The organism is Nonomuraea sp. NPDC048826, from assembly GCF_043198225.1.
In the GTDB taxonomy this organism is placed as follows: Bacteria; Actinomycetota; Actinomycetes; order Streptosporangiales; family Streptosporangiaceae; genus Nonomuraea.
In genome coordinates this window covers 271,874-293,007 of record NZ_JBICUQ010000004.1, presented here as the reverse complement: position 1 = coordinate 293,007, position 21,134 = coordinate 271,874, and the positions used below count along the sequence as shown (strand labels likewise).

Below are 21,134 nucleotides of genomic sequence, written 5' to 3'. Positions count from 1 at the left end.
TGGACCCGGGTGCCAACCTCCCGTCATACCCAGGTATCAGCCGAGCAGGACCGACATCCAGCTCTCCACCTCGTCAGGGTGGCGGGGGAGCGCCGCCGACATCAGGCGGGCCCCGTCGGCCGTGATGACCAGGTCGTCCTCGATGCGCACCCCCAGCCCGCGGAACTCCTCCGGCAGGGTGAGGTCGTCCGGCTGGAGATAGAGGCCCGGCTCCACGGTCAGCACCTGGCCCTCCTCCAGCACGCCGTCCAGATAGGTCTCCACCCGCGCCCTGGCGCAGTCGTGCACGTCCAGGCCCAGCATGTGGCCGCTGCTGCAGAGCGTGTAGCGGCGGTAGAGCCCGGTCTCCATGAGCGCGTCGGGCGAGTCCTTCAGCAGGCCCCACGCGTGCAGCCCCTCGCAGATGACGCGCATGGCGGTCAGGTGGAACTCGCGGAAGCGGACGCCCGGCCGCAGCACGGAGATCGCGGCCGACTGCGCTTCGTAGACCAGCTCGTACACCTGACGCTGCACCGGCCCGAACCGGCCGGAGAGCGGCAGCGTGCGGGTGACGTCGGCGGTGTAGAGGGTGTCGGTCTCCACGCCCGCGTCCAGCAGCAGCAGGTCGGCCGGGTCGAGCCGGCCGTCGTTGCGGATCCAGTGGAGCACGCACGCGTGCGCGCCGGCGGCGACGATGCTGTCGTAGCCGACCGCGTTGCCCTCCAGCCGGGAACGCAGCCCGAACACGCCCTCCAGGTAGCGCTCGCCGCGCGGGTGGCCGAGCGCTTGCGGGAGGGCGCGCACCACGTCCTCGAAGCCGCGCACGGTCGCGTCGACCGCGGCCTGCAGCTCGCCGATCTCCCAGTCGTCCTTGATCAGCCGCGTCTCCGACAGGAAGCTCTCCAGCTCGGCGTCGCCGCCGCCGGGCTCGATCGCGGCGTCCACCGCCGGGTCCACCCCGCGCAGCACCCGCGCCGGGCCCTTCAGCTCCAGCTCGCGCAGGTGGACGCAGTCGATCTGGTAGAGCTCCGCCGCCTCGGCCAGGTCGGGCCTGCGGCCCACCCAGAACTCGCCGTAGCGGCGGTCGCGGTAGAACTCCTGGCCCTCCTCGCGCGGGGAGCGCGGCCGCGTGTAGAGGGTCGCCTCGCCGGACGGCTCGATCACGAGCACGTCACCGGGCTCACCTGCGCCGGTCAGGTACAAGAAGGCGCTGTGCGGGCGGAACCGGTAGTCGCTGTCGTTGCTGCGCACCTTGAGGGTGCCCGACGGCACGACCAGCCGCTCGCCGGGGAACCGGCCGGCCAGCGCCGCCCGCCGCTTGGCCGCCCACGGGGCGACCGGCAGCGTTCGCACGTCGGTCCGCCGCGTGTCCGCCCAGCTCGTCCGCATGAACGCGGCCAGCTCGTCGGTGATCGGCAGGTCGTGGCTCCCGGTGTTGAGAGGCTCGGTCACAACGGCTCCAGCTGTGGTATTTCACATGGCAAATACAGTCAGCTTACGCGAGTCCTTGACGGCGTCCCACCCCCTTGCTTGCCTGGGACCACGACGGGGTAACTCATAGCCGAGGTGGTGCAGATGCTGATCGGGACGATCCTGCGCGGCAAGGGGAGCGACGTCACGACCGTGGCTCCGGACGCGAGTGTCCGGGACCTCCTTGCCAAGCTGGCAGAGCACAATATCGGCGCCGTCGTCGTGTCCGCCGACGGCGTCACCATCGACGGGATCGTCTCCGAACGCGACGTGGTGCGCCGGCTCCACGACCGCGGGGCGGGCATCCTGGGCGAGCCCGTCTCCTCGATCATGACCGCCGAGGTGCGCACCGTCGCGCCCGGCGACCGGGTCGACGAGCTGCGCAAGATCATGACCACCCACCGCGTGCGCCACATGCCGGTGGTCGAGGGCGGCCGCCTGGTCGGCATCGTGAGCATCGGCGACGTGGTCAAGAACGCCATCGAGGAGCTGGAGACGGAGAAGGCGTCGCTCGTCGACTACCTCCACCGTTGACGCGGGTGGGACGCTGTCCGTGTGATGTACCGGCCCCCGCCTGACTACCCGCGCGCGCCGACCAGCCCGACGATCCTGCTCCTGGTCGCCGGGCTGACCGGGGTGCTGGGGTTCCTCGTCGGGTTCCTGACAGGGCTCGGGTCGGGAGAGCTGGCGGCCGCGCCGGCGCCGCGGGTCACGGTGACGGTCGAAGCGCAGCCGCCGCCGGACGACGCCGTCCCGACCGATCCCGCCGTGTCGGATCCCGCCGTGTCGGATCCCGCTGTCTCCGATCCCCCCGTGTCGGACCCTGCCGTGTCGGACCCCGCCGCCTCGAATCCGACGTCCGATCCGTTCGCGTCCGCGACCTCCACGCCCGTGAGCTCGAGCCCCGCCTCGCCGGGCGCGGGCGACCCGCTCGCGTCGATGCGCACCCTCGTCGTCGGCGTCGACATCCAGCCCGGCACGTACCGTACCACCGGCCCCGTGGGCGGCGCCGGGCAGTGCTACTGGGCCCGGATGAAGAGCGCCACCGGCGGCCTCGCCGACGTGATCGACGCCGGCATGCCCGGCGGGCCGGCCACCGTCACCATCCAGGCCACCGACAAGAGCTTCCAGACGGCCGGCTGCGCAGACTGGACCAAAGCCTGACAGACCCTTGCAGCGGGGCGTGTTTGCACAGGTGACGCGCGCGTAGGAGGATGCGCTCAGCCCCACGCGAGGAGGAAGACATGTCGGTGTTGCGGAGCTTTGCAGACAGCGTGCGCAGCGGCGCGATCGAGGTCATCGATCTCACCGCGCCCCTGTCGGAGGAGACCCCGATCCTCCAGTTGCCCGAGCCGTTCGGCAACACCATCCGGTTCCGCCTGGAGGAGATCAGCCGCTACGACGACCGCGGCCCGGGGTGGTACTGGAACGACATCCACACCGGCGAGCACACCGGCACCCACTTCGACGCCCCCATCCACTGGGCGACCGGCCGCGACGGCCAGGACGTCTCGCAGGTCCCGGTGAGCAGCCTGATCGCGCCCGCCGTGGTGCTCGACTTCACCGCCGAGGCGGGCAAGGACCCCGACTTCCTCCTCCAGATCGACCACGTCAAGGAGTGGGAGCGCGTCAACGGCCCGCTGCCCGACGGCGGCTGGCTGCTCTACCGCACCGGCTGGGACTCCCGCTCGGGCGACCAGGACACGTTCCTCAACGCCGACGAGACCGGCCCGCACACCCCCGGCATCTCCCCCGAGTGCGCCAGGTGGCTCGCCGAGGAGACCCCGATCCTCGGCCTGGGCGTCGAGACCGTCGGCACCGACGCGGGCGCCGCCCACTCCTTCGACCCTGCCTTCCCGTGCCACGCCTTCCTGCTCGGCGCCGGCAAGTACGGGCTCACCCAGCTGCGCAACCTCGACCGGCTCCCGGTCACCGGCGCGGTCGTGGTGGCGCCGCCGCTGCCCATCCTCGGCGGCTCCGGCAGCCCGGTGCGCGTGCTCGCGCTGGTCGAACGGTGATCGTCGCCGAGGCCGTCGGTGCCACGCTGGCCGCGGCGGGCGTACGGGCCGCGTTCGGGGTCGTCGGCAGCGGCAACTTCCACGTCACCAACGCCCTCGCGGGCCGCGGCGTGCGCTTCGTCGCGGCCCGCCACGAGGGCGGCGCGGCCACCATGGCCGACGCCTACGCCCGGATGACCGGCGAGGTGACGGTGGTCTCGGTGCACCAGGGGCCCGGCCTGACCAACGCGATCACCGGCATCGCCGAGGCCGCGAAGAGCCGTACCCCGCTCGTCGTGCTGGCGGGCGAGGCGACCGACGCCCGCTCCAACTTCCACATCGACCAGGACGCCGCCGTCCGCGCCGTCGGCGCCGTGCCCATGCGGATCACCGATCCCGCCACGGCACGGCAGACGACGCTGGAGGCGTTCCGGGTCGCCCGCGACGAGCGCCGCACCGTCGTCCTCAACCTCCCCCTCGACGTCCAGGCCGCGGAAGCGGGCCCTGCGGGGGAGCCCTCGGATCAGGCTCCGGCCACGTCCGGGACATTCGGCGCGTCCAACGCCGCCGACGGGGTTGGTGGGCCTGGCGCGTCCGGAGCTTCTTCCGCATCCACCACTTCACCCTCCGCCGCGTCCGGCGTGGCCATGGCGGAGGCCGAGGGGTTGCGGCGGTTGTTGGACGAGGCGGAGCGGCCGGTGTTCGTGGCCGGGCGGGGTGCCCGGCACGCGCGGCGTGAGCTGGAGGAGCTGGCCGGGCGGACCGGCGCCCTGCTGGCCACCTCGGCCGTGGCCAAGGGCCTGTTCCGCGGCAGCCCGTGGGATCTGGACGTGAGCGGCGGGTTCGCCACCCCGCTCGCGGCCGAGCTGATCCGCGGCGCCGACCTGGTGGTGGGCTGGGGCTGCGCGCTCAACATGTGGACCACCCGCCACGGCTCGCTGATCGGCCCCGGCGCCAAGGTCGTCCAGGTGGACATCGACCCGGACGTCGTGGGCCGGCACGTGCCCGCCGACCACGGCGTCACCGGCGACGTGGCCGAGGTCGCCCGGGCGCTCGCCACCGGCCCCGAGCGGCCCGGATACCGCTCGCCCGAGCTGGCCCTGCGGATCCGCGAGGAGGGCCGCTGGCGGGCGGTTCCGTACCAGGACGAGAGCGGCGGCGGCCGCATCGACCCCCGGACGCTCACCGCGGGCCTCGACGACCTGCTCCCGGCCGAGCGGATCGTGGCGACCGACTCGGGCAACTTCATGGGCTACCCGGCCATGTTCCTGGACGTGCCGGACGAGCAGGGGTTCTGCTTCACACAGGCGTTCCAGGCGATCGGGCTCGGGCTGGCCACCGCCATCGGCGCCGCCGTGGCCCGCCCCGACCGGCTGCCGGTCGCGGCGCTCGGCGACGGCGGCGCGTTCATGGGGATCGCCGAGCTGGAGACCGTCGTCCGGCTCGGGCTGCCCATGGTGGTCGTGGTCTACGACGACGAGGCGTACGGCGCGGAGGTGCACCACTTCGGCCCGCACGGCCACCCGCTGGAGACGGTCCGGTTCCCGCCCGCCGACCTGGCGGCGATCGCGCGTGGGTACGGGTTCAGAGCCGTGACCGTCACCGGGCCGGACGACCTGGCGGGCGTCGCCGACTGGCTCAAGGGCCCGCGCGACCGGCCCCTGCTGGTGCACGCCAAGGTCACCGGCGACCGTCCCTCCTGGTGGCTGGAGGAGGCGTTCAAGGGCCACTAGAGGAGCTTGCGGAAGGTGCGGGCCTCCTGGGCGGCGGCCAGCACCGCCGAGAGAGCCGCGCCGCCGCCGGCCGCGACCGCGGCGGCGATCGCGCCCTCCACGAACGGCACGTCCGCCAGCACCACCCGCCCCGGCTCCTCCAGCAGCCGGGCGGTGAGGACCGAGCTGCCCAGGTCGGGGATGAGCAGCACGCCGTCGCCCTGGTCGACCTCGCGCACCGCGGCCTCGATGCGGTCCATGCTGACGCCGAGCCCGCCGTCGTCGGTGCCGCCGGCCGCCGCGACAGGCGTCTCGCGGCCGGCGATGCCGCGCGTCAGCTCCACCGCCTCCGAGGCCAGCCCGGCGCTGTGCGAGACGAGGACCACGCCGACCATCAGGACGCCGCCTCCGCCAGCGCCCCCAGCAGCAGCACCGCCGACGCCGCCCCCGGGTCCTCGTGGCCGATGCTGCGCTCGCCCAGGTAGCTGGCGCGGCCCTTGCGGGCGCGCATGGGGATCGTCGCCTTCGCCCCCTCCTCGGCCGCGCGCGCCGCGCGTTCGAACGCCTTGTGCTCGTCGGCGCCCTCCTGTACGGCCTGCGTCAGGACACGGGCGGCCGGAGCCAGCGCGTCGATCATGGTCTTGTCGCCCTGGGCGGCCTTGCCCAGACGCTCCACCGCCTGCACGCCCGAGTCGAACGCCGCCGCGAACCCGGCCGCCGTCGCCGGAGTGTCCAGCGTCTTGCCCATCTGCCGCAGCAGCGACCCGTACAGCGGGCCCGAGGCGCCGCCCACGCGGCGGATCAGGGTCGTGCCCGCGGACACCAGCACCTGCGCGGGGGAGGTCGGCGGCCACTCGGTCAGCGCCTTGCCCACCTCGGTGAAGCCGCGGTCGAGGTTGGCGCCGTGGTCGGCGTCGCCGATGGCGGCGTCCAGGCCGGTGAGCCGGTCGCGATGGAGCCGGACCGCCCTGGCGGCGCCTTCCATCCAGGCGAGGAAGAACCCGGTGTCGAGCATCCCGGACATCAGCGCCCCCACCGCAGGCCGGGGGTCTCGACCGGGGCGTCCCACAGCCGGGTCAGCTCGTCGTCGAGGCGGCAGACGGTCACCGAGAAGCCCTGCATGTCGAGGCTCGTCACGTAGTTGCCGACCAGCGAGCGCGCCACCCGCGCGCCCTTGCCTCTGATGTAGGCGTCGACCTCGGCGAAGACCACGTACAGCTCGATCAGGGGAGTGCCGCCCATGCCGTTGACCAGGACCAGCAGGTCGTCGCGGAGGGGGAGGTCGCCGTCGATCGCCGCCATGGCGGTCGCGGCCAGCTCGCGGGCCGGCGCCATCGCCGCCCGCGACCTGCCCGGCTCGCCGTGGATGCCGATGCCCAGCTCAACCTGGTCGCCCGGGAGGTCGAAGGTGGGCTTGCCGGCCGCGGGGGTCACGCACGAGGTGAGGGCGACGCCGAACGAACGGCTGCGTTCGTCCACCTCGCGGGCCACCCGCGCCACCTCCTCCAGCGGCGCGCCCTCCTCGGCCAGCGCTCCGGCGATCTTCTCCACGAACAGCGTCGCCCCGGTGCCGCGCCGGCCGGCCGTGTAGAGGGAGTCCTGCACGGCCACGTCGTCGTCGACCAGGACGCTCACCACCCGGACGTCGTCGCAGAGCTCGGCTGCCATCTCGAAGTTGAGCACGTCGCCGGTGTAGTTCTTGACGACGTGCAGCACGCCCGCGCCGCCGTCGGCGCCTCTGGTGGCCTCGATGATCTGGTCGGGCACCGGGGAGGTGAAGATCTCACCAGGGCAGGCGGCGTCGAGCATGCCGTGGCCCACGAAGGCGGCGTGCAGCGGCTCGTGACCCGAACCGCCGCCCGAGACGAGGCCCACCTTGCCGGGACGCGGGCCCTCGGCCCGGTAGACCACGCGGTCGCGTACCCGGAGCGAGGGGTGCGCCGCGGCGAGGCCGCCCAGCGCGTCCTCGACCACGGTGTCGGCCGTGTTGATGAGCTTCTTCATGGTCAGAACATCTGCCCGTTTTCGCCTGGAGGCAAGCGCTGGACGCCGCGGAGGCGAGCACTGGACGGAGTAAGCTACCTTCTGCACATGGCCGAGATCGTGTACCCGCCGGTGATCGCCGCCGCGCGGACCTTGTTTCGCGTGCTGGACTACCGCTTCAACCTGGAGGGCACCGAGCACGTGCCGTCGACCGGCGGCGCCGTCCTGGTGAGCAACCACATCAGCTACCTCGACTTCATCTTCGCCGGTTACGCCGCGCTTCCGGCCAAGCGGCTGGTGCGGTTCATGGCCAAGCAGGACGTGTTCGACCACCGGATCTCCGGGCCGCTGATGCGCGGCATGAAGCACATCCCGGTCGACAGGGGGGCGGGCGCGGGCTCGTACGCGACCGCGCTGCGGATGCTCAAGGCGGGCGAGATGGTCGGGGTGTTCGCCGAGGCCACGATCAGCCGGTCGTTCACGGTCAAGGACATCAAGAACGGCGCGATCCGGATGGCGCAGGCGACCAAGGTGCCGGTCATCCCGGTGGCGCTGTGGGGCACGCAGCGGCTGTGGACCAAGGGCAGGGAGCGGCGCATCTTCCAGCGCCACGTGCCGATCACCATCCTGGTGGGCGAGCCCATGCACCCCAAGCGCGGCGAGGACGTCAACGAGCACACCGAGACCCTGCACACGCGGCTGTCGGAGCTGGTCGACCGGGCGCAGCGCACCTACCCGGAGATCCCGCAGGGTGTCTGGTGGCAGCCGGCGCATCTCGGCGGCACCGCGCCCACCCCCGAGGAGGCGGCGGCGATGGACGCCGCCGAGGCCGAGGCCCGCGCGAAGAAGGCATCAGGCATCGACCCCCGCGAGGAAGCAGCCGGCGCCTGACGGTGTACGCCCTGGCATGACCGGGCTGCGGGCCGATGCCTCGTGGGATGTCGCGGCGTTGCCGACGCCCAGCGGGCCCGGCGGCCCCGCCGTGCGTCGCTGGATCGCGTGGGCGGGGTCAGATGGCTGCTTGGTACGCGCTCGCGCGCATGCCTGCCAGCATCGTCTCCGTCTGCTCCAGCGAGTAGCGGCGGGCCGGGTCGTGGTGGAGGAGCCCCTCGATGAGCGGGCGCATGACCCCGGCCCGGCGCGGCGGCGGGAAGGGGCCGCTGCGTGCCATGCCGAGCACGGTCGCGGCGTCCTGTCCGGGGTAGGGAGGCTGGCCTTCGATGGCGCTGTAGAGCGTGGCGCCGAACGACCACATGTCGGCCTCCTTGCTGGCCGGGCCGCCGTAGAGCCGCTCGGGGGCCATGAACGCGGGGGTGCCGCGCAGCCGCCTGGAGGTGGTGGTCTTGCGGATGTCGCCCTCCGCGGTGGCGATGCCGAAGTCGGTGAGCACCACCCGGTCGCCGGTCAGCATCACGTTGGCCGGCTTGACGTCACGGTGGAGGACTCCCGCCTGGTGGGCGGTGCGCAGCGCGGCCAGCAGGTGACGGCCGATCGCGGCCACCGACTGCGCGGGGAGCGTGCCCACCTGGGAGAGCAGCTGGTGCATGGAGAGCCCGTCGAGGTACTCCATCACGATCCAGAGCTTGCCGCCCTCCTCGATGAGGTCGTGGACCGTGACGATGTTCGGGTGGGTCAGCCTGGCCGCCATCCTGGCCTCGCGCAGCACGCGCCGACGCACCATCTCGGCCTCGCCGGTGAGCGTCAGCTCCTTGAGCGCCACCTCCCGGTGGAGCAGCCGATCGAACGCGCGCCAGACGACGCCCATGCCCCCACGACCGGCCTCCTCGTTCAGGAGGTACCGTCCGCCGATCTCCCGCATACCATCCCCTCATTGACAGGGGTAATCATGTCATCTCAGCGCACTGTTGTGGGTGCCTAACGTGATCCGGTTATGTCGGGAATGGTAACGCCGCTGGTCACCCGCGCGGAATTCGCCGAGAATACGACCCGTCCGATCAGGAAGACCGCCAGGAGCTGGACCGCCGTGGCCCCGAGGAACACCGCGGGCAGCCCGGCCACCTCTCCCGCGAGCCCGCCCAGCGCGGCGCCCACCGGCATGCCGCCCATCCCGATCATCCGGTAGGCGGCGTTCACCCGCCCCAGCATCTCCTCAGGGATGATCCGCTGCCGGGTGGTGATCACGAGTACGTTCGCGGCCGCCCCGGACACCCCCCACACGATCGCGGTCACGTACAGCAGCCAGGGGACCGGCAGCAGCACCGGCACCAGGTGCGCCAGGGCGCAGATCGCCCAGAGGGTGACGAAGGCGGGCCCGTCCCCGGCCAGGCGACCGGCCCGCCCCGCCACCATTGATCCGGCCAGGGCCCCGACGGCGAAGACGGTCAGCATGAGGCCGTAGCCGCTCGGCGCCAGCCCCATCGCCGAGCCGTCGCCCACGACCCAGAGCACGAGCACCCCGAAGTAGGCGGCCCCGGCCATGTTGATCACCCCCGCCGACAGGGCCAGCGTGCGCAGGAACCGGTGCGACCACAGGTGACGCAGCGCCCCGGCGATCTCCCCGGCCACCGGCCGCGGCGCCGCCCGGGGAGACCGGAACCGGCCGCGCATGCCCAGCAACAGCAGCCCCGCGACCCCGTACAGGATCCCCGGCGCGCCCAGCACGGCGGCGGGCAGGGCGGTGACGAGCAGGCCCGCCAGCGGCGCCCCGGCGAAGTCGTTGCCGAGGATCTGGGTGCCGACGACGCGCCCGTTGGCCCGGGTCAGCTCGGTGTCCGGCACGGCCATGGGCAGCGCCGCCTGGGCGGAGGTGTCGGCGAACACCTCCGACACGCACGCGAGGGTCACGACGGCCAGCAGCACCCACAGGTTCATCAGGCCGAGCGCGGCCAGCGCGGTCGCCACGGCCAGCACCGCGGCGCGGGCGGCGTTCGCGGCGACCATGATGCGCCGGCGGTCCAGCCGGTCGACGAGCGCGCCGGCGGGCAGCGCCAGCAGCAGCCACGGCAGCGTGGCCGCCGCCCCGGTCAGCGCCACCAGGGCGGGGGAGCGGGTGAACGAGACCGCCATCAGCGGCGCGCCGACCTTGAGCACGCCGTCGGCGAGGTTGGACAGCGCGGTGGACGACAACAGGAAGCCGAAGGATCGGCCGAGACGGGCCAAGGCGAACTGCTCCACTAGTGTGTAAGGAGAACTGTGCATGGATTCCTTTGCAAAGATAGGTTTGCACACTGTGGAGCGCAAGAGCTTTTCCGCCAGGACCCTCGACACGGGCGCGCTCAAGTCGTTCGCCCACCCCCTGCGCCTGCGCCTGTACGAGCTGCTGGAGGAGCGCGGCCCCGCCACCGCGACCCAGCTCGCCGGCCTGGTGGGGGAGAACACCGGCGCCACCAGCTACCACCTGCGCGAGCTGGCCCGACACCGGATGATCGAGATCGTGGAGGGGATGGGGCGGGGCAAGGAGAAGTACTGGCGGGTCACCCCGGGCGGCTACTCCTACGGGGAGACGCCGGCGGAGCCGGAGGCGGCCGAGGCGCTGGAGTTCCTGCTGGACGACCTGATCCGGCAGCGCGGGGCGGAGCTGGCCCGGTGGCGCGAGGAGGAGAAGGCCACGCCGGAGGAGTGGGTGCGGGCCAGCGGCTTCGGCCGCCGCGCGCTGCGGCTGACGCCCGGCGAGACGTCGGCGATGCGGGACGCCGTCTTCGAGGTGCTGGAGCGCTACCGAGCCCTGTCGGACGCCCGCCTCCCCGAAACGGCCGAGGGCTCGGCGCTCGGTCACGTCGTGGTCCACTTCGACGTCTTCCCGGTGGGAGTGCGCCGGGACCCGGAACCGCGAGACGGGTGAACACCTCCGGGGTGCGCCGCGTACCTCAAGGTGACCAGTCCGAGGACCCGGAAGGGGATGACGGCACGTGCGATCTCGACAGGGACCCCGCCGTCTCGCTCTCACCGCGGCCTGCCTCGCCCTCGTCGCCGCCGGCACCGCCTGCACGGCTCCCGCCGTACCGCAGGCGACCGACACGGCGCGGGTGGCGGACGCGGTGCCGACGGAGATTCCGGAAGAGCTGATGGCGCCGCCCGCCACGAGCCTGACCAGGGAAGGGGGCGCGGACCCTGGCACGGCGGCGGAGGGGAACGGCGACGACGGCAGCACTCGGCCGACGAAATGGGGGCCGTTGTCGGCGGCCGACCGGGATCTGATCAAGAAGGTTCGTCTCGCCACGCTGTGGGAGATGACGATCGCGCAGGAGGCGATACAGCGAGGAAACAGCTCACGCGTACGGGAGATCAGCCGCGAGATCTCCGAGCAGCACCACGAGCTCGACAAGCAGGCTCTGGACCTGGCCAGGAAGCTGGACGTGCGGCTCCCCGTGCGGCCCACCGAGGACCAGCAGAAGTGGATGGCCGACATCTCCAGCAGATCGGGCCGCGACTACGACGTGACGTACGTGAAGTGGCTGCGGCTGGCGCACGGCGGCATCTTCGGCCTCATCGGGCAGGTGCGCGGCAGCACGCAGAACACGCTGGTGCGCAAGTTCGCGGAGCAGTGCAACGCGGCGGTGCTGAACCATCAGCGGCTGCTGGAGAGCACGGGCCTGGCCGGACCGGAGGCGTTCCCGGACCCGCCCGAGGTGTGATTTGCGCGGCTCTGGGTTTCGAATCATGATATGTCAGGTTAGGTTTGCCTAACCTGACATACTTGAGGAGAGCCGCCCATGACCGAGCCCTTCCGCATGTTCGGCGTCCGCGTCGGCAAGCTGGACCGGCTGAGCCCGTCGTTCCTGCGCGTCACGTTCACCGGCGACGACCTGCGGTATTTCGCCGACAACGGCTATGACCAGCGCATCAAGCTCATCCTGCCGGTGCCTTCGCACGGCCTGAGCAAGCTGCCCCAGGGATCCGACTGGTACGGGCGGTGGCGGGCGATGGCCGACGAGGACCGCAACCCGATGCGCACCTACACCGTCCGCCGGGCCCGCCCCGAGGCCCGGGAGCTGGAGGTGGACATGGTGCTGCACGGCGACACCGGCCCGATGTCCCGCTGGGCCGGCGCGGCCGAGGTGGGCGACGAGGTCGTGGTGCTCGGACCGGACGGGCGCTACGAGGGCCCGCCGTCGGGCCTGGAGTTCCGGCCCCCGGAGGGCACCGGCGCGGTGCTGATCGCGGGTGATGAGACCGCGGCGCCCGCCATCTGCTCCATCCTGGAACGGCTGCCCGCCGGCGTCCATGGCGAGGCGTTGCTGGAGGTCGCCACCCGGGGAGACTTCCTGCCCGTGGAGACCGGCAGCGCGGTCAAGATCACCTGGCTGGCCCGGGACGGCGCGCCGCACGGCTCCCACCTCATCCCCGCGGTCCGGGAGGCGGCCCAGCGGCTGCTCCCCGCGCAGCCCGTGCCCGTGCCCGCGGACTTCCAGGACGTCGACGTCGACGCCGGCGAGCTGTGGGAGGTGCCCGAGGCGCCGTCCGGCCCGCTGTACGCGTGGCTGGCGGGAGAGTCGGCGGTCATCAAGACGCTGCGGCGGCACCTGGTGGCCGAGCGCGGCATGGACCGGCGCGCGGTGGCCTTCATGGGCTACTGGCGCCTGGGCCGCTCCGAGGACTGGGCGGCCTGACCCACGTCCCCCGCGCGTCTCCGCGTCCCCCCGCCGAACAGCAGGGTTGCCTGCTCGATGGCGGGGTAGCCGGACCGGTACCAGGGCAGCGCGGGGGGCGCCATGGAAGGCTTCACACTCAGCTATGACCATTTCGATCCCGAGGCCGAGCAACTGCGCGAGGCGATCACCTCCACCGGGAACGGCTACTTCTGCACCCGGGGCACGGCCGAATGGGAGGACTTCGGCGACGTCCACTACCCCGGCACGTACACCCACGGCGGATACAACCGCGAGACCACCATCTTCGACGGCCACCCGGTGCTCAACGAGGACCTGGTCAACCTGCCGAACTGGCTGCCGCTGAAGCTGCGCATCGAGGGGGAGGCGGCGGTCCGGTTCGGCAACGTGGAGGTGCTCGACTACCGGCACACCTACGACATCCGCCTCGCCATGGTCCAGCGGTTCCTGCGCTTCCGCGACGAGGCCGGGCGCGTGACCAGCCTGCGCAGCCGCCGGTTCGTCAGCATGGCGCACAGCCACCAGGCCGCGATCGAGTGGACGCTCACGCCGGAGAACTGGTCGGGCCGGGTCGAGGTGGTCACGGCGCTGGACGGCCGGGTGACCAACCAGATCGTGGCCCGCTACCGCGAGCTGGAAGGCCGCCACCTGGACCCGGTCTCGCCGCGTACGTTCGGCCCCGAGGTGATCGCGCTCAAGGTGCGGACCCGCCAGTCCAACATCTTCATCGCCCAGGCCGCCCGCACCCGGGCCTTCCACGGCGACCGGCCCGCCGAGACGGAGCGGCGGCTGCACCAGATGGAGGACTACATCCAGCAGGTGCTCTCCTTCGACGTCGAGGAGGGCCGCCCGAGCCGGGTCGAGAAGCTCATGTCGATGTTCACCTCCCATGACAACGCCATCACCGAGCCGCTGGCCGCCGCCGGCCGGCACGTGCTGCGCTACCCCGACTTCGCCGGGGCCCTGGAGAAGCACGAGTCGGCCTGGACGGAGCTGTGGGACAGCTGCGACGTGCGCCTGCCCCGCGAGCCGCGCGCCCAGTTGCTGCTGCGCCTGCACATCGCGCACGTGCTGCAGGTCTGCTCCCGGCACACCGCCCGGCACGACGCCGGGGTGCCCGCCCGCGGGCTCAACGGCGAGGCCTACCGAGGGCACGTGTTCTGGGACGAGATGTACGTCTACCCGTTCCTCAACCTCCGCCTCCCCGAGATCACCCGGTCGTTGCTGCTGTATCGGCACCGGCGGCTGACGGAGGCCCGCGCCGCCGCGGCCGAGGCCGGCTACCGGGGCGCCATGTTCCCCTGGCAGAGCGGCAGCGACGGCACCGAGGAGACCCAGCGGGTGCACCTCAACCCGCTGTCCGGCCAGTGGGACCCGGACCTCAGCCACCGCCAGCGGCACGTCAACGCGGCGATCTTCTACAACGTGTGGCGATACTTCCAGGCCACCGACGACCTGGAGTTCCTGCGCGACTACGGCGCCGAGCTGATGCTGGAGATCGCCCGCTTCTGGGCGTCGATCGCGCACTTCGACCCCGAGAGGGGACGGTACGAGATCCACGGCGTGATGGGCCCCGACGAGTTCCACGAGCGCTACCCGGGCGCCGAGGAACCCGGGCTGCGCAACAACGCCTACACCAACGCCATGGTCGCCTGGATCACCCACACCGCTCCCAAGGTGCTCGACCTGCTGCCCAGCAGCCGGGCCGCGATGATCCGCCGCCATCTCCAGGTCACCGACGAGGAGCTGGCCACCTGGGACGACATGAGCCGCCGGATGTACGTCCCGTTCCACGACGGCGTCATCAGCCAGTTCGAGGGCTACGCCGACCTGGAGGAGCTCGACTGGCACGGCTACCGCGCCCGCTACCCCAACGTCCAGCGGATGGACCGGATCCTCAGGGCCGAGGGCGACGACCCGAACCGGTACAAGATGTCCAAGCAGGCCGACGCGGTCATGCTGTTCTTCCTCTTCGAGGAGAAGGAGCTGGAGGAGCTGTTCGACCGGCTGGGCTACGACTACGACCTCGACCTGGCCAGGCGGACGATCGAGTACTACGACCGGCGCACCACCCACGGCTCCACGCTCAGCTTCGTCACCTACGCGGGGGTGCTGGCCGGCATCGACCCGGAGAGCTCGTGGGAGCGCTACCTGACGGCGCTGGAGAGCGACGTCAACGACGCGCAGGGAGGCACCACCAAGGAGGGCATCCACATGGGCGTCATGTCCGGGACCCTCGACCTGCTGCAGCGCCGCTACGTCGGCACCGGCATCACCGGCGACGTGCTCCGGCTGGAGCCCCGGCTGACCGACCGGCTCGACGGCGTCACGTTCTCCATGCGCTTCCGCGGCACCACACTCCGGCTGGCCATCGAGGGAGCCAAGCTCGTCCTGTCGGCCCAGGCGGAGGGGTTCCGCGGGCCGCTGTACGCGGGGGTGGGCGACGACATCCGCGCCCTCACCCCCGGCGGCACCTTCGTCTTCACGATCCCCGAAGCCGCCACCGGACGATCAGCGAACCGGGAGAGGGGGCGCGTCATGCCCGCCGAGGGATTCAAAGGAGCGATCTTCGACGTCGACGGCGTGCTCGTCGACTCGCCGCACCAGCGGGCCTGGAAGGCGGCGCTGCGCGAGCTGATGGAGGGCCAGTGGGCCCACCTCCGCGACCGCTCCACCTGGTCGGACGACCGGTTCACGGCCGAGGTCTACCAGCGGGTCATCTCCGGCAAGCCGCGGATGAGCGGCGCGCTGGCCGCCCTGCAGTACTTCGACGTCCCGGACGCCGAGCAGCGGGCCGAGGCGTACGCGGAGCACAAGCAGCGGCTGGTGATCCGGCTCATCGAAGCGGGGGAGTTCACCGCCTATCCCGACGCGCTCCGGTTCGCGCTGGCGGTCCGCGAGGCGGGCATCCCGATGGCGGTGGCGTCCTCGTCCAAGAACGCCGGCCTGTTCCTGGGGCAGATCCGGCTCGACACGTTCGCGGCCGAGCAGGGTCTGTCCTACGACTTCATCCGGCCGGGCCTGACCCTGGCCGACTTCTTCGCCGCCGACCTGTCCGGGCGCGACTTCGCGCACGGCAAACCCGACCCGGAGATCTTCGTCACCGCCGCCGCCGAACTGCACGTGCCGCCGGAGGACTGCTTCGTGGTCGAGGACGCCGTCAGCGGCGTCCAGGCCGCCAAGGCCGGCGGGATGGCGGGGCTGGGCGTGGCCCGGGCGGACGACGAGCGGATGCTCGCCGAGGCGCACGCCGACCTCGTCGTCACCAGCCTCGACGAGGTGGACCTGGGCGCCCTGGCCGCGCACCGGCTCGACCGGCGGCCCGCCTGACCGACCCGTTCACGAAAGGTCGCACCCATGAGCAGCGAACTGTCCCGGCGCGCCGGCGCGGCCCGGCCGGCGGCGCCCGTCCGGCTGATCCATCTCGGGCTCGGCGACTTCTTCCGCGCCCACCAGGCCTGGTACACCGAGCACGCGCCCGACGGCGAGGAGTGGGGGTTCGCCGCCTTCGGCGACGGCGAGCTGCCCGCTCTGCTCACGGCCCAGCAGGGCCTCTACACGCTCGTCACCAGGTCCGCGTCCGGCGACCGGTACGAGGTGGTCGCCACCCTGTCGCAGGCGTGCCCCGGCACCGACCGCGATGCCCTGCCGCGCCTGTTCGGCGCGCCCGAGGTGGCCGCCGTCACCCTCACCGAGGTCGGCGCCCGCGACCATCCCGACCTCCTCGCGGACCTGGAGGCCCTGCGGAACGGCCCTGCCGCCCCGGTCCGCACCACCGGCGGCCGGCTGATCGCCGGGCTCGCCGCACGCCACCGCGCCGACGCCGGCCCGATCGCGCTGGTGGCGTGCGACCACACGAGCGGCAACGGCGCCGTGGTCTCCGACCTCCTGCGCGAGCTGGGCGAGCGGGTGGACCGCGAGCTGACCGGCTGGCTGGCGGAGAACGTGTCCGTGGTCAGCACCGTCGCCGACCGGGTCACCCCGCGCACCGGGCCGTCCGACGCGCGGGCCGTGGCCGAGGCCACCGGCCGCGAGGACCGGGCCCCCGTCGTCGCCGAGCCGTACGCCGAATGGGTGCTCAGCGGCGCGTTCCCGGCCGGCCGGCCGCGCTGGGAGGACGCCGGGGCGCTGCTGACCGACGACCTCGCTCCGTACGAGCGTCGCAAGCAGTGGCTGGCCAACGGCTCCTGCTCGCTGCTCGCCTACGCCGGATCCATCCGCGAGCACGCCACGGCGGCGGAGGCGATCGGCGACGACGCCTGCCTCGGCTGGCTGTCGCAGTGGTGGTCGGAGGCCGGGCCGCGGCTCGGCCGGGCCGCGACCGGGCTGGACGCGTACTGCCAGGCGCTGCTGGATCGGCTCGCCAACCCGCGTGTCCGGCACCGGCTCGCCCGGCTGGCCGCGGACGGCTCCCGCAAGCTGCCCGAGCGCGTGCTGCCCGTGGTGCGCGCCGAACGCGCCGACGGCCGCGTGCCGGAAGGGGCGGCGCTCATCCTGGCCGCCTGGGTCTGCCACCTGCGCGGCCACGGCGCCCCCGTCAGCGACCCGCGCGCGGCCGAGCTGACCGTACTCGCGGCCGGGCCGCTGCCCGACGGGGTGCACCGGGCCCTGGACGCGCTCGACCCGGAGCTCGCCGCCGACGAGGCCCTGGTGGCGGCGGTGTGCGACGCGGCCACCCGCTTCGACCGGGTGCGGGTGCCCTGACGCGACGCGCCCCCGGCTCCAGGAGGAGCCGGGGGCGCCGGGCCGTCAGCCCATGTGCGGGTAGCGGTGGTCGGTCGGCGGGTCGAACGACTCCTTGATCGCGCGGGCGCTGACCCAGCGGACCAGGTTGTACATCGAGCCGGCCTTGTCGTTGGTGCCCGACGCGCGGCCGCCGCCGAACGGCTGCTGGCCCACGACGGCCCCGGTCGGCTTGTCGTTGACGTAGAAGTTGCCCGCCGCGAAGCGGAGCCGCTCCGACGCCGACTTGATCGCGTAGCGGTCGCGCGCGATGAACGCGCCGGTGAGCGCGTACGGGCTGACGCCCTCCATCTGGTCGAGCACGGTGTCGAAGTCGCCGTCGTCGTAGACGTGCACGCCCAGGATCGGCCCGAAGTACTCCTTGACGAAGATCTCGTCCGTCGGGTCGGCGCACTCCAGGACGGTCGGCTTCACGAAGTAGCCGGTGGAGTCGTCGTACGAGCCGGTCAGCACGTCGATGGCCGAGGACGCGCGCGCCCGGTCGATCGCGGCCTTGTGCTTGGCGAAGGCCCGGTCGTCGATCACCGCGCCCATGAACGTCGACAGGTCCGACGCCACGTCGCCCACGGTCAGCGACTCGGCCACGGCCACGAAGTCGTCGCGCATCCGGTTCCACACCGAGCGCGGCACGTACGCCCGCGACGCCGCCGAGCACTTCTGGCCCTGGTACTCGAACGCGCCCCTGATCAGCGCCGTGGACAGCACCGCCGGGTCGGCCGACGGGTGGGCCAGCACGAAGTCCTTGCCGCCGGTCTCGCCCACCAGGCGGGGGTAGCCGCGGTAGGAGGCGATGTTCTCGCCGACGGTCCGCCACAGGTGCTGGAACGTCGCGGTCGACCCGGTGAAGTGGACGCCCGCCAGGTCGGGGTGGGGGAGCGCGACCTCGGAGACGGCCTCGCCGAAGCCGGTCACCAGGTTGATGACGCCCGGCGGCAGCCCGGCCTCCTCCAGCAGCCGCATGGTGAAGTGCGCCGCGAACTGCTGCGTCGGCGACGGCTTCCACACCACGACGTTGCCCATCAGCGCGGCCGAGGTCGGCAGGTTGCCGGCGATCGCGGTGAAGTTGAACGGCGTGATGGCCAGCACGAACCCCTCGAGCGGGCGGTACTCCATCCGGTTCCACACGCCGGGGGAGGAGATCGGCTGGTCGGCGTAGATCTGCCGGGCGTAGGCCACGTTGAACCGCAGGAAGTCGATCAGCTCGCACGCCGCGTCGATCTCCGCCTGCTGGGCGGACTTCGACTGGCCGAGCACGGTGGCCGCGTTGAGCGTCGCCCGCCACGGCCCGGCCAGCAGGTCGGCGGCCTTCAGGAAGATCGCCGCCCGCTCGTCGAACGGCAGCGCGCGCCAGGCCGGCGCGGCGGCCAGGGCCGCGTCGATCGCCGCCCGCACGTCCTGCGCGCCCGCCTCGCGGGTACGGCCGAGCACGGCGCTCTTGTTGTGCGGCTGCACCACGTCGATGGGGGCGCCGGCGCCGGGCCGCTGCTCCCCGCCGATGGTCATGGTCAGATCGAGCGAGGCGCCGGACAACTCCTTGATCCTGGCCTCCAGGGCGGCCCGTTCGGCGCTGCCGGGCGCGTACCCGAGAACCCGCTCGTTGGCCGGGGCCGGAACGTTGCTGATGGCATCCATGATCACTTGCCTCCAAGGGCACGAAGGAAGAAGGCGACGTTGGCCGGGCGCTCCGCCAGGCGGCGCATGAAGTAGCCGTACCAGTCGTCGCCGTAGGGCACGTAGACGCGGACCGTGTGACCGGCTCCGGCCAGGGCCTCCTGCCGGTCCGTGCGGATCCCGTACAGCATCTGGTACTCGTAGTCGCCCCGGGAGCGGCCGTAGCGGTCGGCGAGCAGCTCCGTGATGGAGATCAGCCGGTCGTCGTGGGTCGCCACCATGGGGTAACCCTTCCCCGCCATGAGGACGCGCAGGCATCGCACGTACGCCTTGTCCACGGCCGCCTTGCCCTGGTGGGCGACGGAGGCGGGCTCCCGGTAGGCGCCCTTGACCAGCCGCACCCGCGACCCCTCGTGGGCGAGGGCGCGGCAGTCGTCCTCGCTGCGGAACAGGTACGCCTGGACGGCCACGCCCGTCGACGGGTGGTCGCGGCGCAGCTCGCGCAGGATCCTGAGCGTGGAGTCGACCGTGGTGTGGTCCTCCATGTCGAGCGTGACGGTGGCGCCCGCCGACGCGGCGGCGGCGCTGATGGCCCGCGCGTTCTCCAGCGCCAGGTCCTCGTCGAGCGCCTGCCCGACGGCCGACAGCTTCACCGACACCTCGGCGGCGCCGCCCAGCTCCAGCGGGCGCAGCTCCTCCAGCAGCGTGACGTACGCCTTCGCGATGGCCGCGGCGTCGCCCGCGTCGCGGGTCTCCTCGCCGAGATGGTCCACGGTCACGGACAGCCCGGCGTCGCGCAGCCTGAGGATCGCGTCGCGGGCCTGGGGCACGGTCTCGCCGGCGACGAACCGGTCGACGACCTTGCGGGTGAGCGGGAAGGCCGACACGGACCGGCGCACCAGCCGGCTCCCCGACGCGGCGAGCAGCACATGTCCCAACATGTCTTCAGCCTAAAACCGCAGGTCAGAGAGGGCTATGGACGCGAGTAACGCCAGGTGTGGCAGGCTGTCATACACATGCACAACACCGCTGATCTGCAGGAGATCGTCGACGAGATCGCGGGCCTGCTCGGCGCCTCGGCGACGCTGGAGGACCGCTCGTTCCGGCTGCTCGCGTACGGCGCGCAGCACGGCGACATCGACACCGTCCGCCAGGAGTCGATCCTGCGCCGGAGCGCCTCCCAGGAGGTGCGCGACTACTTCGAGCGCTACGGCATCGCGCGGGCGCCCGGCCCCGTCCGGATCCCCGCCGACGAGCGGCTCAAGGTGCTGGCCAGGATCTGCTGGCCGCTGCGCCACGCCGAGGTGACCTACGGCTACCTGTGGCTGCTCGACTCGGGCAGCCTCACCGACGTGCGGCTGCGCCGCGTCGCGCCGCTCGTGGCCCGGGCCGCCGCCGCGCTCGCCCACGAGGCCAGGAGCAGGCACGACCTCGGCCGCCGCCTCGACGCGCTGCTGTCGCCCGACCCGGAGGAGCGGGCCGTCGCCGCGCTGGAGATCTCGGGCCCGGTGGCGGCCGTGGCGGTGCGCGAGTCGGAGGAGCGGGCCGCCGCCCTGTGGACGCTGCCGCGCGGGGTGCTCGCCCGGGCCGGCTCGCCGGTCGCCCTGCTCGCCCCCGCCCACCTGGCCGCCGAGGTCGCGCGGACCGTCCAGGCCGCGTACGGCACCGCGGCGGGCATCGGCGACCCCCGGTCCGATCCGGCGGACGCCTGGCTGAGCTGGCGGGAGGCGCGCCAGGCGCTGCGTGTGGCCGAGAGCTTCCCCCGCCACGCGCCCGTCGCCCGCTGGGCGGAGCTGGGCGCGCACCGGCTGCTGGCCCGGCTCGGCGGCGGCGACCTGCGCGAGCTGGCGCAGGAGGTGGCGGCGCTCGACCCGGAACTGGCCGGCACCGTGGAGGTCTACCTCGATCTCGGCGGCCACGCCCAGAAGGCCGCCGCCGAGCTCGGCATCCACCGGCAGACGCTCTACTACCGGCTGGGCAAGGCCGAACGGCTGACGGGCCGCGACCTGTCCGACGGCGACGACCGGCTCACCGTCCACCTCGGCCTGAAGGCGGCCCGGCTGCGCTGA

19 protein-coding genes are annotated in these 21,134 nt (G+C 72.8%); 11 read left to right on the top strand and 8 right to left on the bottom strand.

The window, feature by feature from the left end; all coding sequences use genetic code 11:
* Positions 1-36 precede the first annotated feature (36 nt).
* Positions 37-1,431, bottom strand: a complete 1,395-nt coding sequence (locus tag ACGFI7_RS15855) for an aminopeptidase P family protein (protein ID WP_393404594.1) — start codon at positions 1,429-1,431, stop codon at positions 37-39.
* 123 nt (positions 1,432-1,554) lie between these two features.
* On the opposite strand from ACGFI7_RS15855, the gene ACGFI7_RS15850 reads away from it, so the two are divergent.
* The 4 genes from ACGFI7_RS15850 (at position 1,555) to ACGFI7_RS15835 (ending at position 5,179) form a co-directional block, all read left to right on the top strand.
* Complete coding sequence (locus ACGFI7_RS15850) at positions 1,555-1,983, top strand: CBS domain-containing protein (protein ID WP_393404591.1); 429 nt, start codon at positions 1,555-1,557, stop codon at positions 1,981-1,983.
* 21 nt (positions 1,984-2,004) lie between these two features.
* Positions 2,005-2,613 carry a hypothetical protein gene (locus tag ACGFI7_RS15845; protein WP_393404588.1) on the top strand — a complete coding sequence of 203 codons (609 nt, stop codon included), beginning with the start codon at positions 2,005-2,007 and terminating at the stop codon, positions 2,611-2,613.
* Positions 2,614-2,693: 80 nt separating this feature from the next.
* Positions 2,694-3,467, top strand: coding sequence for a cyclase family protein (locus tag ACGFI7_RS15840; RefSeq protein WP_393404586.1), 774 nt, complete (start codon positions 2,694-2,696; stop codon positions 3,465-3,467).
* Positions 3,464-5,179, top strand: a complete 1,716-nt coding sequence (locus ACGFI7_RS15835; RefSeq protein ID WP_393404584.1) for a thiamine pyrophosphate-binding protein — start codon at positions 3,464-3,466, stop codon at positions 5,177-5,179. Before ACGFI7_RS15840 ends, ACGFI7_RS15835 begins: the two co-directional genes overlap by 4 nt.
* Here ACGFI7_RS15835 and dhaM read toward each other — a convergent pair.
* Genes dhaM through dhaK form a run of 3 tightly spaced genes read right to left on the bottom strand, consistent with a single transcriptional unit; the run spans position 5,176 to position 7,162 of the window.
* The gene (dhaM, locus tag ACGFI7_RS15830) at positions 5,176-5,553 is read right to left on the bottom strand and encodes a dihydroxyacetone kinase phosphoryl donor subunit DhaM (RefSeq protein WP_393404581.1); all 378 of its coding nucleotides are present in this window, start codon (positions 5,551-5,553) and stop codon (positions 5,176-5,178) included. The genes ACGFI7_RS15835 and dhaM overlap by 4 nt on opposite strands.
* Complete coding sequence (gene dhaL / locus ACGFI7_RS15825) at positions 5,553-6,182, bottom strand: dihydroxyacetone kinase subunit DhaL (RefSeq protein ID WP_393404578.1); 630 nt, start codon at positions 6,180-6,182, stop codon at positions 5,553-5,555. The genes dhaM and dhaL overlap by 1 nt, the downstream gene beginning before the upstream one ends.
* Positions 6,182-7,162: a dihydroxyacetone kinase subunit DhaK gene (dhaK, locus tag ACGFI7_RS15820; RefSeq protein WP_393404575.1), complete on the bottom strand. Its 981-nt coding sequence runs from the start codon at positions 7,160-7,162 to the stop codon at positions 6,182-6,184. Before dhaK ends, dhaL begins: the two co-directional genes overlap by 1 nt.
* 87 nt (positions 7,163-7,249) lie before the next feature.
* Between dhaK and ACGFI7_RS15815 the strand changes: the two genes are divergently transcribed.
* Positions 7,250-8,032, top strand: coding sequence for a lysophospholipid acyltransferase family protein (locus ACGFI7_RS15815; protein ID WP_393404572.1), 783 nt, complete (start codon positions 7,250-7,252; stop codon positions 8,030-8,032).
* Between the two features lie 118 nt (positions 8,033-8,150).
* On the opposite strand, the gene ACGFI7_RS15810 is transcribed toward ACGFI7_RS15815, so the two are convergent.
* Positions 8,151-8,960 carry a serine/threonine-protein kinase gene (locus ACGFI7_RS15810; protein WP_393404569.1) on the bottom strand — a complete coding sequence of 270 codons (810 nt, stop codon included), beginning with the start codon at positions 8,958-8,960 and terminating at the stop codon, positions 8,151-8,153.
* A 56-nt stretch (positions 8,961-9,016) separates the two neighbouring features.
* Positions 9,017-10,300, bottom strand: a complete 1,284-nt coding sequence (locus ACGFI7_RS15805) for an MFS transporter (RefSeq protein WP_393404566.1) — start codon at positions 10,298-10,300, stop codon at positions 9,017-9,019.
* A gap of 31 nt (positions 10,301-10,331) precedes the next feature.
* On the opposite strand from ACGFI7_RS15805, the gene ACGFI7_RS15800 reads away from it, so the two are divergent.
* The 5 genes from ACGFI7_RS15800 (at position 10,332) to ACGFI7_RS15780 (ending at position 17,415) form a co-directional block, all read left to right on the top strand.
* Positions 10,332-10,943 (top strand): winged helix-turn-helix domain-containing protein, encoded by a 612-nt coding sequence (locus ACGFI7_RS15800; RefSeq protein ID WP_393404563.1) that lies wholly within the window; start codon positions 10,332-10,334, stop codon positions 10,941-10,943.
* 67 nt (positions 10,944-11,010) lie between these two features.
* A complete protein-coding gene (locus tag ACGFI7_RS15795) occupies positions 11,011-11,736 on the top strand; it encodes a DUF4142 domain-containing protein (protein WP_393404561.1) in 726 nt (241 codons plus the stop codon).
* 78 nt (positions 11,737-11,814) lie between these two features.
* Positions 11,815-12,711, top strand: a complete 897-nt coding sequence (locus ACGFI7_RS15790; RefSeq protein ID WP_393404558.1) for a siderophore-interacting protein — start codon at positions 11,815-11,817, stop codon at positions 12,709-12,711.
* 102 nt (positions 12,712-12,813) lie between these two features.
* On the top strand, positions 12,814-16,041 hold the full coding sequence (locus ACGFI7_RS15785; RefSeq protein WP_393404555.1) for an HAD-IA family hydrolase: 3,228 nt from the start codon (positions 12,814-12,816) through the stop codon (positions 16,039-16,041).
* 27 nt (positions 16,042-16,068) lie between these two features.
* Entirely contained in the window at positions 16,069-17,415 is a 1,347-nt protein-coding gene (locus ACGFI7_RS15780) for a mannitol dehydrogenase family protein (protein WP_393404552.1), read from the top strand.
* A 45-nt stretch (positions 17,416-17,460) separates the two neighbouring features.
* Here ACGFI7_RS15780 and pruA read toward each other — a convergent pair whose 3' ends face one another.
* The gene (pruA, locus tag ACGFI7_RS15775) at positions 17,461-19,086 is read right to left on the bottom strand and encodes an L-glutamate gamma-semialdehyde dehydrogenase (protein ID WP_393404549.1); all 1,626 of its coding nucleotides are present in this window, start codon (positions 19,084-19,086) and stop codon (positions 17,461-17,463) included.
* 2 nt (positions 19,087-19,088) lie between these two features.
* On the bottom strand, positions 19,089-20,006 hold the full coding sequence (locus ACGFI7_RS15770) for a proline dehydrogenase family protein (protein WP_393404546.1): 918 nt from the start codon (positions 20,004-20,006) through the stop codon (positions 19,089-19,091).
* Between the two features lie 75 nt (positions 20,007-20,081).
* On the opposite strand from ACGFI7_RS15770, the gene ACGFI7_RS15765 reads away from it, so the two are divergent.
* Complete coding sequence (locus ACGFI7_RS15765; protein ID WP_393404543.1) at positions 20,082-21,134, top strand: PucR family transcriptional regulator; 1,053 nt, start codon at positions 20,082-20,084, stop codon at positions 21,132-21,134.